Origin of the sequence: Polaribacter batillariae, from assembly GCF_017498485.1 — a bacterium.
Lineage (GTDB): Bacteria > Bacteroidota > Bacteroidia > Flavobacteriales > Flavobacteriaceae > Polaribacter > Polaribacter batillariae.
Window position 1 is genome coordinate 2,897,545 of sequence record NZ_CP071795.1, and the last position, 13,326, is coordinate 2,910,870.

Consider the following 13,326-nt stretch of genomic DNA (forward strand, 5'->3'; position numbering starts at 1 on the left):
TCCATTATATTTCGTTCGAAATGACATTACTTATTTATTATTTAATCTTTTATTTCTATATCTTAAAAAAAAGAAAACAATTACTCCAACAATTAAACCAACAATTGTATGCTTAAATAATTCTTTAGTTTGTATTCCAATTGCCACTCCCATTAATAAAAATGCTGGAATAATTAGAATTAAATTGTTTTTCTTTTTTGCCATCTTATAATTTTCTGACCCTTCAGGTTTCTAAAACCTGAAGGGTCTTTTCTATTTATAAACTTACTAACTTATCTAACGTTTGTTTCGCTTTCAATCCAAAAAGCGAACTTTTTGCTTCCTCAAAAGCATTTTCAAAAGACTTTGCATCATCAACAATTGTTAATGCAAAAGCAGCATTTGTTAATACCACATTGTTTTGTGCTTCTGTACCATTACCTTCTAAAATTGTTTTAAAAATTTTAGCAGCATCTGCCACAGAATTTCCTCCAAATATTTCTGATTGCTGAATTCTTTTTTGTCCTAAATCTTCTGGATTCATCATTTGTTCTCCGTTTTTAGTGAACAATTTAAATCCGCTTGTTAAAGAAATTTCATCATAACCATCTAATGCGTGAATAATACCGTAATTGATATTTTCTTCTTGCAAAATGTAATTATACAAACGTGCAATTTCTAAATTAAAAGTACCTAACATATGGTTTTTAGGTGAACTTGGGTTTACCAAAGGTCCTAACATATTAAAAAATGTTTTTAATGCCAACGCTTTTCTTGTGGGCCCAACAGCTTTCATGGCTGGATGAAATTTTGGCGCATGTAAAAAACAAATATTAGCTTTCTCTAAATGTTCTTTTAGAACGTTCTCATCATTTGTGAAATTATACCCAAAACTCTCCAACATATCTGATGAACCCGATTTCGAAGACACAGAATAATTCCCGTGTTTTGCCACTTTTTGACCAGTTCCTGCAACAATAAAAGAGGTTATTGTTGAGATATTAAAAGTATCTTTTCCATCGCCACCAGTTCCAACGATATCAATGGTGTTATAGTCAGAAAAATCTACTTTTATTGCCAATTCTTTTAAAGCATTTCTGAACCCAGAAAGTTCATCAACAGTAATTGGGCGCATCATAAAAACAGTCATAAAAGACGCTAAATGTGCATTATTGTATTTCTCGGAAGCAATGTTTATTAAGATTTTTTTTGCTTCTTCTTTCGACAATCTTTCGTGGTTATAAAGTCTGTTTAAAATTTGTTTCATGGCTCTTTTAATTTCCCCAAAGGGGAAAACACTCTTATGTTTATTTGACTTTTTTTATCTTATTTTTCTTACTCTATTTACTTTCTGCGAAAACTTGCTCGTTCCTTCCCTTTGGGAAGGTTAGGATGGGCTTTTGCTATGCTTATTAATAAAGTTCGTAACCAATTGCTCGCCAACATCTGTTAAAATTGATTCTGGGTGAAATTGAACTGCAGAAATTGGAAATGCTTTATGCTCAATGGCTTGAATTCCTCCTTCTTCATCTCTTGCCGTAACTTGAATTTCTTCTGGAAAACCTTCATCTGTTGCTGCCCAAGAATGATAACGTGCTGCTAAAAATATTTCTGGAACGTCTTTAAAGATTGTCGCTGAAGGGTCTGTGACCCTCATTTCTGTAGCAACTCCGTGAAAAACTTCATCTAAATTGATGATTTTTCCTCCGAAAACTTCTGTAATTGCTTGCAACCCTAAACAAACGCCGAATATTGGTTTGATGCCTGCATAGGTTTTAATGACTGCTTTTAAAATTCCTGCTTCATCTGGAATTCCAGGTCCTGGAGATAACATTATCATCTCATAATTACCAACCTCTGCAATGCTGATTTCATCGTTTCTAAAAACTGCAGGAAAATTTCCTGTAATTTTCTCTACCATATGCACCAAATTGTAGGTAAACGAATCGTAATTGTCTAATATTAATATTTTCATATTTTTTTGTTGTGTAATCGTTTAATTGTGGATTTGTTTAATTGTTGATTTCTGAAAAGTTTTAAAGATTTTATATCCAATAAAAATTACTAAGAGAATATTTAAAACCCACCAAGCACAAAATCCAATATATGCAATTTTCTCAGAAATAGTCATACTTTCTAAACTCCAATATGGTCCTGAAATTTTATCATAAAAATCCTCATAAATTAATAACTTAAGGCCAATAATTAAATATATAATTATATCAAAAATTATAAAAAGTACTCCTAAAATGATGTTTTTAATTGTAAATATTTTCTTCATTCCTCAATTTGCGTTAGGGATTGAAACGGCATCCTTTTTATGCTTAATTTAATATGTACTATTGTCTTTTAAATTCAATTCTTTTTTAATTAGAATAAATGCTGAAATAAATTTAGCATAAAAAGATATAGTGGAAAGCCCGTTAAAACGCCCAAATTAAAAATAATTAAATTATTATTACTCTTAACTAACTTTTGTTATTTATAAATACCTACAAGGTCTTCGAGATTTTGCAGGATACTTTATATGTTTTCCGCTAAAATCAACGCTTTTTTTAACGCGGCTAACTTATTATTTACTTCTTGTAATTCCTTTTTTTCGTCGGAATGAATTACGATTCCTGCGCCTGCTTGCGAATACAAAACGTTGTTTTTACTAACGAAAGAACGAATGGCAATCGCCAAATTTACAGAACCATCTAAACCGATAATGCCAACTGCGCCACCATAAAATCCTCGTGTTTGATTTTCATATTTGTCAATCAATTCCATTGCTTTGTACTTTGGTGCACCACTTAAGGTTCCTGCTGGAAACGTATCGCCCACAATTTCAATGGGATTTCCTTTAATTTGCCCTCTAACTGTGGAAACTAAATGAATTACGTGGCTAAAATACTGCACTTCTTTAAAAACTTCTACAGTTACATTATCAGCGTGCTTACTTAAATCGTTTCGTGCCAAATCTACCAACATTACGTGCTCTGCAGTCTCCTTTTTGTCTTCGGATAATTTTTTACCCAATTTTAGATCTTCTGCCATATCGCCAGTTCTTCTGAAAGTTCCTGCAATTGGGTTAATGGTGGCTTTTCCTGCGGAAATCTTAATTTGTGCTTCTGGTGAAGAACCCATTAATTTAAAAGAACCATAATCGAAATAAAACAAATATGGTGATGGATTTATAGAACGTAATGCTCTATACACATTAAATTCGTCTCCTTTAAATTTTTGTTGAAACTGACGTGATAAAACCAGTTGAAAAACATCTCCTCTTTTACAGTGCGATTTTGCTTTTTTTACATAATCGATAAATTCATCGCCAGTTACGTTTGATGTTTCTTCGCCGACAATTTCGAATTTTTGCGTGTTAAAGGCTTGTGCATCGATTATGGTTTGAATTTCTTTGATGCGAGAATCTGTACCTTCTTCGATATTTTCTATCAGAATCATTTCGTCATTAAAATGATTGATAGCAATTATGAATCTGTAAAAACTGTATTGCATTTCTGGAATTGCAGAAGGTGCTTTTTGGTTTTTAAATTGAATGTTTTCGAAATATTGAACAGAATCGAACGTAGAATATCCATACAAACCATTGAATGATTTTAATTCGGTAGGACAATCTAAATCTATAGAGTTTGTGAATTTATCGAATAATTCATAGAAATTTTTATCGATTTTTTGAGAACTTATTTGTGCTCCTTTATGAGAAACCAAAAACTGATTCTCTTCTACTTTTATAGATAAAATGGGGTCAATCGCAATAAAGGAAAAACTTTCTTCTTTACTGTGATAATCGGAACTTTCTAATAAAAGCGTATTTGCAAATTTATCTCTAAAACGCAAATACAAACCTACAGGTGTTACTGTGTCTGCAATTTTTGTTTTATGAATTGTTTTAAATTGTGTTTTTTTCATTTTTCTTTGTCTGGTCGAGCGCAGTCGAGACTTAAATTAACCTCTCGACTGCGCTCGAGGGAATCTTTATTTTTTTAATAAAACTAAAAACAAAAAGGCTTATCGTGAGATAAGCCTTTTTATATATTTACTATATAGGTTTTGTTCTCACTTATTGATTAAGAGAGTTCCACCACCAAATATTTTTTATATTCATATTCATTACTTCGCAAAAATAAGGCAGATTTTTAAATTAAGCAACCTTTATTTTGAATTTATTTTGAAGATTTCTGAGATACTAATTTGATAAATTTCACAAATAGAAAAAATCACAAAATTTAATGCTACGAATTCACGAATTATTTATCACACAGATTTGCACAGATTTCATTTCTTCACATTTATCGGTACAAATCTGTGAAATTCGTGTATCTCTTTTTTTATTTACGAATAATCTTCACATTCATTTCTTCTACCTTTTTATCAGACAAAATTGAAGGTGCATTGAATAATAAATCTTCGGATGAACCTGTTTTTGGAAATGCCATTACTTCTCTAATAGATGCTTTCTTTTCTAAAATCATCATTAAGCGATCAATTCCCCAAGCAATTCCTCCATGTGGTGGCGCTCCATATTGGAATGCTTTGTACATGGTTCCTACGCTTTTAAGCATTTCCTCTTTATTATAACCCATATTTTTATAGGTGGCTTCTAAAATTTCTGCTTTGTGCGCACGAACGGAACCTCCACCAATTTCATAACCATTTAAAATTAAATCGTATTGTTGTGCGATTATGGTTCCAATTTCTTCATCATTTCCATTCATATGTTTTTCTAAATCATACACTGCTGGCATCGAAAATGGATTGTGCGTAAACGTCCATCTTCCTTCTTCTGTTTTTTCGAACATTGGAAAATCTATTACCCAAGCTGGTCTTAATTCTTTTGGGTTTATCAACTTTAAAATACGTCCCATTTCTTGACGAACGGCATCCAACGCTTTATTTGCAGTTGCGTAATCTGCTGCAGAGAAAAATACAATATCGCCCACTTTTGCATTGGTAATTTTTATGATGTTTTCTGCAATTTCTTCGCCTAAAAACTTAATTATTGGCGATTGTAAATCATTTTCATTTACAATAATGTAAGCCAAACCTCCTAAACCATTTTGCTGTGCAATGGCAGTTAAATTTTCAATTTGCCCTTTAGACATTCTTTTGTTTCCTTGTTCTTTTGCAGAAACCTTGATACATTTTACAATTCCACCTTCTTCAATGGGTTTACTAAAAACCTGAAAAGTAGTATCTTTTACAATGTTTGTAATGTCTTGCATTTGCAAACCGTAACGTAAATCTGGTCTGTCACAACCATATTTATCCATGGCATCTTTATAAGTAATGACTTCAAAAGGATGTAAAATCCATTTTTTGCCATAAATTTTACGCACCACTTCATTAAACATTTTTGTGTTTAAATCGATGATTTGTTGCATACTTACATATGCCATTTCGATATCTAATTGTGTAAATTCTGGCTGTCTGTCTCCACGAGAATCTTCGTCTCTAAAACAGCGTGCAATTTGAAAATATTTTTCAAATCCACCTACCATTAACATTTGCTTGAATTGTTGTGGTGCTTGTGGCAACGTGTAAAAAGAACCTGATTGCTTTCTTGTTGGCACAATAAATTCTCTGGCACCTTCATCTGTTCCTGCAGTTAAAATAGGCGTTTCGATTTCTAAAAATTCTTCTTCATCTAAAATATCTCGAAGTAATTTAATTACTTTATGACGATTTACAATGGCTCTACGAACCTCATTATTTCTGTGATCTAAAAATTTATATTGAAAACGAACCGTTTCATTCGATTTTGTGGCTCTTTTTATTTCAAAAGGTAAGGTTTTAGAAAGGTTTAAAATTTCTAAAGTTGATGTTTCTAATTCAATTTTACCGGTTCTTAAACTTGCATTATAATCGTCTTTATTTCTTTGAACCACAACTCCAGTCACAGAAATCACAGATTCTGGTTTCAACTTTACCAGTTCATCTAAATTCGGGAACGATTCTCTACTCAAACGAACTTGAAAAACCTGATTGCTAGAATCTCGTAAATCGATAAACATTAATTCTCCATGATCTCTTACACTCGAAACCCAACCAGATAAAGTCACTTTTTGGGTAATAGATTCTTCAGATAATTGCGAAATTTTATGCGTTCTGTATTCTTCTTTTATAACAATAGGAATTTCTGGTAATTCCTCTTCTTTTTCAAATTTCGATTCACTTCCAGCTTCCAACTTCCTACTTCCATCTTCAGATTTGTCACTTCCAACTTCCATCTTCTCACTTCCTGCTTTTTCTCCAGCAAGTTGCTCCAATATTCCAGCTCGAATCGCTTTTCCAGAAGCACCTTTACCAATAATTGCAATTACTTTTCCGACAAGAATTCCTGCTTTTCCTTGGTTTCCTGCTTTAATATCGTTTGCAATGGCTTCATTTTCTGAAATTACTTTTTCTATAGCTTCAAAAATTTGAGCTTCCGAAATGGTATTGTCATCAAAATACTTTTTAAAATCGAAAGTTCTGTCTTTTAAGTAGGATGTAATTCCGTTTTGAACCAAAACAGACGTAATTTTATCATTTTTAAACAATTGGAAAATTTCAATTAAATGATTGATATCGTGAATGTTTTTATATTCCTCTGCACCCAGATTGTTTACCAACGTTTTTGCCACAAAAGACGGATCTTGAATCGCATTATTAATCGTCATAAATGTTTTAGAACGAATGGCATCTGCCGTAAAAAACTTGGCATCTTGAGGTAAAACACCACCTTTAATTAATACAGATTCTACTGCATGTGGCAATGCACTTGCATCGATTTTTATAGAATTTACCACTTCTTTTATCGACACAAAAGGAATGTCTGGTTCCGCAATAAAGCGATAATCTGCTTCAAACTCCTTTTTACGCATGGTTTTGGTTTGCTTTAAATCTGCATCCCATAAAACCGTGGTTTGGTCTGGCCTAAACTCTTTGTGTTCTATATAATAATTTAACTGTTTTTCTACCTCTTCTTTTAAAGCATCCACCATAAACTTAAAAGAATTCAGGTTTTTGATTTCGGTTCTTGGGTTTAAATTATAGGTATGTTTTTTACGAAGCGACACAGAAACATCCGATTTGAACTCACCTTTTTCTAAATTCGCTTCAGAAACTCCTAAATTCTGTACAATTCGTTGAATATATTGTGCATACGTAGATGCATCTTCTATATTTCTAATACAAGGTTCCGTAACAATTTCAATTAAAGGAACTCCAGCTTTGTTAAAATCGACTAACGAAATTTTCTTTTCGTGCATTAATTTTGCAGCATCTTCCTCGATATGAACTTGCGTTAAATTTACCGTAAATTGCGAACCATCATTTCTAAAACAAGAAACTTCTCCATCTGGAATTACAGGATTATGAAACTGTGTAATTTGTATGTTTTTTGGATTATCAGGGTATTCGTAATGTTTTCTGTCCCAAGAAATTACTTCATTCGAAAATGTTGATTTTACGGCTTTTCCAAAGTAAATTGCTTTTGTAATCGCTTCTTTATTTATTGCTGGTAAAACGCCCATTTGTCCAGTACAAACCGAACAGATATTCGTATTCGGAATTTCCGTTTCTTCATTGGGGCAAGAACAAAATAATTTTGTGTTTGTATTTAAACGAACATGCGTTTCTAAACCGATAATTAATTCTAAATCGTGTGCTTTTAAAGCATCGTGTATTTGATCTAATTCCATTATAAAATATCGTTTAAAAAGTTCGCAAATTGTAAGACTTGTGCATCTTTTTTCTTGTCTGCTGTAATTTGTAGTCCTGTTTCAGTACCTTTTGGGATTGTTAATGTTGGTAATTCTCCCAAACTAAAACCAACAGTATAAGCATCAGATAAATACATGGCTAAAGGGTTTTGTAAACTCTCGCCAATTTTAGGTGGATTTGCAGGTGTTACTGGCGACAAAATCACATCAACTTCATTAAAATCTTCACTAAATCTTTGGGATATTTGGTTTCTTAAATTTTGTGCTTTTAAGTAAATTTCATCAGAAAAACCTTGTGATAAAACTTGATTTCCACCCACAATTCTTCTTTTTGATTCTTCAGAAAAGTTTTCTGAACGCGTAATTGAATAGGTGTCTTTTAAATTCTCGCCTTCGATTCTTGCTCCGTAATTTGTGCCGTCTAAACGCGATAAATTAGAAGCAGTTTCTGCCATTGCCAACGTATAATACGTAGAAACTAAAACATCTGCATTAAAAAAATCTAATTCTTTTATTGCAATTCCTTTGGTTTTCATTTTTTCAATCGTTGCTAAAAAGTCTTGTTTTATTTCTGGCGAAATTGCTTCATTTTCGATAAAATTTTTAAAATAACCCACTGTTTTTATGGCTGATGCATTTGAGATTGCATCTTCTAAAATTTCTTCAGAAGCATAACTTGTTTGGTCTTTTACATCTTTACCACTCATTATATTTAGTACAATTCTAATGTCTTCAATAGATTTTGCAATGGGGCCAACACAATCTGTAGAAGATGCGTATGCCATTAATCCGTAACGAGAAATTCGTCCGTAAGTTGGTTTTAAACCATACACTTTATTGTAACCTGCTGGCTGACGAATAGAACCTCCAGTATCTCCACCAATTGAAAACGTGGTAAAATCTTTGGCAACATTCACTGCAGAACCTCCAGAAGAACCTCCACCAACTAAAGCTGGATTTATAGCGTTTTTTACGGCCCCAAAAATGGTGTTTTCAGATGAAGAACCATGCCCAAAACTATCTCCATTTTCTTTTACTAAAGGAATGGCGCCTGCATCTAATAACTTCTGAATAGCTGTTGCTGTATAAGAAGATTTATAATTTTTCAATAAATTGGAACTTGCAGTTGTGTAGGTACCTTGAACCATATACACATCTTTAATTCCGAATGGAATTCCCTCTAAAAGTCCAATTTCTTGGCCATTTTCAATCTTTTCATCAACTTTTTTAGCTAATTCTAAAGCTGTTTCTTCTAAAAGTGAATTGACAGTATTATGTGTATTTTGTTTTAATAAATCTAATTTTTCTTGTACCAAATCTGTACACGAAATTTCTTTAGACATCAATTGCTGATGTATTTTTTTTATCTGCGACTCCATATTAATCTTCTATCACTTTAGCAACCACTAAAAATCCGTTTTTTTCTTTTGGGAAATTCTCGACAATTATTTCTTTTTCAATCTTAGAACTCTCAATCACAACATCTTCTCTTAAATCATTTAAAGAAACTACATTATTATTAACAGCATTATTAGAATTGTTATTCTGATTCGCATTTTTAATTATGTTAAATAATTTATTTACAGATTCTGATGGTTCTGCACCTTTAATACTCGACAAAATATCGACTGTCATCATTTTACTCATTTCTTTAATTTTTAAATTAAAATCCTGAAGCGAGTTCAGGACATAAAAAAAACCTTCCGATTTGGAAGGCTCTATATATTTTTTTTAAAACAACAACCTCCCTTCCTAAAAATTAGGATTATTGAAATTACGATTGTTATTATTATTTGTCATATTCATTGTTATGCAAGCAAATATATGTAGAATAAATGATTCAAAAACCTCTTTTCTACGTTTTTATGCAAGCATTATAGTATCTTCAAAAATTCGAAGTATAATTATTAATATCATAAAAATAAGAATAAAATTCTCTTGTTAAATTATTTTTTGAGAGTTTTCTAAAGGTCGGGATTGTAGCCTATCTTTAGCGTAGTAGAAAAATTTATCTTTTTATTTGTTCTCGATATAAAATCATTCATTTTTCACAAATTCACTCGAACTGACCTAAAAAAAATGTAGCTTCAATCTCTAGCGAACTTAGTCAAACTCATAAAAAGAGTTTTTTCAGCATAAAATAATGCTATTTTTAATCGAAAAACACATTTAATTTTGTAACTTATACTACTTTTCTTTTAAGAAAAAATACATTTATAAAACACTAAATATCAAATATTTAATGTCTTTCGACAGAACTTTAGAAAAACTAAAAATACTCGCAGATGCTGCCAAGTACGACGTTTCTTGTTCCTCTAGTGGAAGCAATCGCGCAAACAAAAATAAAGGTTTAGGAGATGCTACAGGAATGGGAATTTGTCATTCTTATACAGAAGATGGACGCTGCGTTTCTTTGCTAAAAATACTATTAACCAACCATTGTATTTTCGATTGTGCCTATTGCGTTACCCGAAAAAGTAACGATGTAAAACGTGCCGCTTTTAAAGTACAAGAAGTGGTAGATTTAACCATTAATTTTTACAGAAGAAATTATATCGAAGGTTTGTTTTTAAGTTCTGGCATTTTTAAAAGTGCAGATTATACCATGGAACGTTTGGTGGCAGTTGCCAAAAAACTACGTTTAGAAGAAAATTTTAATGGCTATATTCATTTAAAATCTATTCCTGGAGCTTCAGACGAATTAATGCGAGAAGCAGGTTTATATGCAGACAGATTGAGTGTCAACATAGAAATTCCTACAAAAAGCGGATTAAAACTATTAGCTCCAGACAAAAATTTCGACGATTTTATAAAACCAATGGATAAAGTTAAAAATGAAATTATTCAATACAAAGCTGAAAAGAAAATTATAAAAAGCACCCCTAAATACGCGCCTGCAGGACAAAGTACGCAAATGATTGTGGGTGCAAGTGGCGAAAACGATTTTCAGATTTTAAAAACATCGGAATATTTTTATAAAAGTTACCATTTAAAACGAGTTTATTTTTCGGGTTATGTTCCTATTAGTTACGACAGTCGTTTGCCCAAAATTGGTAGTGAAGTGCCTATGTTGCGTGAAAATAGACTGTATCAATCTGATTGGTTGTATCGTTTTTATGGGTTTCAAATTAATGAAATTGTAAACGAGCATCATCAAAATTTAGATTTAGATATCGACCCAAAATTAAGTTGGGCATTAAGAAATTTGCACGAATTTCCTATAGATGTAAACAAAGCCGATAAAAGAATGTTGGCGAGAATTCCTGGAGTTGGTATGAAATCTGTAGCTAAAATTTTAATGGCAAGACGTTATCGAAAACTAAATTGGGATCATTTAAAGAAAATAGGCATCGCTTTTAACAGAGCGCAATATTTTATTATTTGCGATAGCAATCAATTTGAAACAAGAGATTTATCTGCTGAAAAATTAAAAGCGATTATTTTAAAGAATTCCACTAGTAAATATGATAAATTATTGAGTCCGCAATTGAATTTGTTTGAAAGTAGTTAATCCTAAAAAAGTTTTGCCATTTTGAGCGAAACACAGCGAAGTCGAAAAATCTTAGTGTCAAACTAAAATTTTAAAGATTTCTCCACAAGGTCGAAATGACAAGGTTTGTATTGATAAATTAGAAGTTCAATTGTCATTTGGTTTGAAACGCAGTGAAGTCGAAAAATCTTAGTCTCGAACTAAAATTTTAAAGATTTCTCCACAAGGTCGAAATGACAGGGTTTGTATTGATAAATTTGAAGTTCGATTGTCATTTTGAGCGAAACACAGCGAAGTCGAAAAATCTTAGTCTCGAACTAAAATTTTAAAGATTTCTCCACAAGGTCGAAATGACAGGGTTTGTATTGATGAATTTGAAGTTCGATTGTCATTTTGAGCGAAACACAGTGAAGTCGAAAAATCTTAGTCTCGAACTAAAATTTTAAAGATTTCTCCACAAGGTCGAAATGACAGGATTTGTATTGATGAATTTGAAGTTAGATTGTCATTATGAGCGAAACATAGTGAAGTCGAAAAATCTTAGTAATAAACTAAAACTTTAAAGATTTCTCCACAAGGTCGAAATGATAAAAATTAAGTAAATTTTTAATGACAGCAAAAACACTTATTTACGACGGTTCTTTCGAAGGCTTTTTGTCTTGCGTTTTTTACGTTTTCGAATATAAAATTGAAAAGGTAAAAATTCAAAACGAATTCGTTGTTCAAAATAGTTTGTTTTCAGAAAACCAAACAGTTATAACCCATAAAGAAAAAGCAGACAGAGTTTGGAAAGGTTTAAAAAACAAAGCCTCTAAAAACTCTTGCACGAAAATTTATTACGCTTTTTTAAGTGAGCAAGAAAATGTTGAAAACACTCTACTCGACTACATTTCTTATATTTTTAAAAGCACCACAAAAGTCGATACCGATTTTTCGTACTCCAGTGCTTTAAAAATCTCTCAAATTGCAAAAAAGGTAAGTAGAGAAAAACACAGAATGGAAGCATTTGTTCGTTTTCGACTAACAAAAGACCAAATTTATTTTGCCAATATTTCTCCCGATTTTAATGTACTACCCTTAATCGCTAAACATTTTAAACGAAGATATGCAGACCAAAAATGGGTTATTTACGACATTGCAAGACATTATGGGTTGTTTTACAATTTAAAAACAGTAGAAATCATCCACATAAATTTCCCTTCGAATTTCGATTTTTCGAAAACCAACGAAAATTATTTTGCAGATGAAGAATTTGATTTTCAGAAGTTATGGCAACACTATTTTAAAAGCACCAATATTACCGAAAGAAAAAACATAAAATTACATGTAAAACATGTTCCTAAACGTTATTGGAAATATTTAAGTGAAAAACAACCCGATTTTTAATCGAAAAAAAAATCTTCTGTGGTTCTGTCTCAAGAATCGTTGGTTTCAAGAAATTCTTTATTTCGTTACCAAAAATTTTTAAATAAAAAACCGATTTTTATAAATTATAATGCCGCTTTTAACTCGTCTCTTTCTTTAATTAACTCCATAATTTCTTCTGGAGATAAATAGTACTTTTTTATGCGATTTTTGTAATTTTCAGGAATATCAGAATTGTTTAAAATAAAATCTTTTGTTTTTAAAATATATTGCTCCATATTGTGTTTTACAGCAAAACTATCTGCGGCTCTTTCTGCTTCGATTATGTGGTTGTCTGACAATAAATATTTAATTCCGAACCAAATTAAATTCAACTTGTTTCGATGTTGATAATCCATAATATGCCCTAATTCATGCCCAATCCAACCAATAAAAATATCTTTAGGAATATCTACTGTAGAAAATTCTCTTCCAGAAATTTTAAATTTTTCGCTAATTAAAATCAAAAATTTTCGATTCTTTTTCGTTTTAAAAAAACTACCAAAAGTAGGTCTTGCCTGCATTGTAGATTTTTTAATATTTTTCTTAAACTTAAACTCTATATGTACGTTTTTTAGCTGTGGGTAATGCTGTAACGCAAATTCGACCTCTTCTTTAATATTAGATGGTATAATATGTTTATTAGACATTAATTATTTTGTTTTTTTTAACAATTTATAATCAATAAATATAGCGCATACAAACCGCTTATTCGTGCTTTTATGCTTAAATTTGTAACTCTTT

11 protein-coding genes are annotated in these 13,326 nt (G+C 31.4%); 2 read left to right on the plus strand and 9 right to left on the minus strand.

Annotated features, from left to right (window positions below; all coding sequences use genetic code 11):
• Positions 1–30 precede the first annotated feature (30 nt).
• From JL193_RS12865 to JL193_RS12900, 8 genes are all read right to left on the minus strand, one after another.
• Positions 31–204: a hypothetical protein gene (locus tag JL193_RS12865; RefSeq protein WP_207971185.1), complete on the minus strand. Its 174-nt coding sequence runs from the start codon at positions 202–204 to the stop codon at positions 31–33.
• Positions 205–256: 52 nt separating this feature from the next.
• Positions 257–1,246: an anthranilate phosphoribosyltransferase gene (trpD, locus tag JL193_RS12870; protein ID WP_207971186.1), complete on the minus strand. Its 990-nt coding sequence runs from the start codon at positions 1,244–1,246 to the stop codon at positions 257–259.
• 120 nt (positions 1,247–1,366) lie between these two features.
• Positions 1,367–1,954, minus strand: coding sequence for an anthranilate synthase component II (locus JL193_RS12875; RefSeq protein WP_207971187.1), 588 nt, complete (start codon positions 1,952–1,954; stop codon positions 1,367–1,369).
• Positions 1,955–1,975: 21 nt separating this feature from the next.
• The gene (locus JL193_RS12880) at positions 1,976–2,260 is read right to left on the minus strand and encodes a hypothetical protein (protein WP_207971188.1); all 285 of its coding nucleotides are present in this window, start codon (positions 2,258–2,260) and stop codon (positions 1,976–1,978) included.
• 242 nt (positions 2,261–2,502) lie between these two features.
• Positions 2,503–3,894, minus strand: coding sequence for an anthranilate synthase component I family protein (locus JL193_RS12885; protein ID WP_207971189.1), 1,392 nt, complete (start codon positions 3,892–3,894; stop codon positions 2,503–2,505).
• Positions 3,895–4,313: 419 nt separating this feature from the next.
• Complete coding sequence (gene gatB/aspS, locus JL193_RS12890; RefSeq protein ID WP_207971190.1) at positions 4,314–7,667, minus strand: bifunctional amidotransferase subunit GatB/aspartate--tRNA ligase AspS; 3,354 nt, start codon at positions 7,665–7,667, stop codon at positions 4,314–4,316.
• Positions 7,667–9,067 carry an amidase family protein gene (locus JL193_RS12895; protein WP_207971191.1) on the minus strand — a complete coding sequence of 467 codons (1,401 nt, stop codon included), beginning with the start codon at positions 9,065–9,067 and terminating at the stop codon, positions 7,667–7,669. Before JL193_RS12895 ends, gatB/aspS begins: the two co-directional genes overlap by 1 nt.
• 1 nt (position 9,068) lies before the next feature.
• Positions 9,069–9,335 carry an Asp-tRNA(Asn)/Glu-tRNA(Gln) amidotransferase subunit GatC gene (locus JL193_RS12900; protein ID WP_207971192.1) on the minus strand — a complete coding sequence of 89 codons (267 nt, stop codon included), beginning with the start codon at positions 9,333–9,335 and terminating at the stop codon, positions 9,069–9,071.
• Positions 9,336–9,930: 595 nt separating this feature from the next.
• Between JL193_RS12900 and JL193_RS12905 the strand changes: the two genes are divergently transcribed.
• Together JL193_RS12905 and JL193_RS12910 are read left to right on the plus strand one after the other, a co-directional pair.
• Positions 9,931–11,199 carry a putative DNA modification/repair radical SAM protein gene (locus JL193_RS12905; protein WP_207971193.1) on the plus strand — a complete coding sequence of 423 codons (1,269 nt, stop codon included), beginning with the start codon at positions 9,931–9,933 and terminating at the stop codon, positions 11,197–11,199.
• A 588-nt stretch (positions 11,200–11,787) separates the two neighbouring features.
• Positions 11,788–12,564, plus strand: coding sequence for a TIGR03915 family putative DNA repair protein (locus JL193_RS12910; protein ID WP_207971194.1), 777 nt, complete (start codon positions 11,788–11,790; stop codon positions 12,562–12,564).
• A gap of 104 nt (positions 12,565–12,668) precedes the next feature.
• Here the strand turns inward: JL193_RS12910 and JL193_RS12915 are convergent, their stop codons facing one another.
• The gene (locus tag JL193_RS12915) at positions 12,669–13,232 is read right to left on the minus strand and encodes a hypothetical protein (RefSeq protein ID WP_207971195.1); all 564 of its coding nucleotides are present in this window, start codon (positions 13,230–13,232) and stop codon (positions 12,669–12,671) included.
• Between the last annotated feature and the right edge of the window lie 94 nt (positions 13,233–13,326).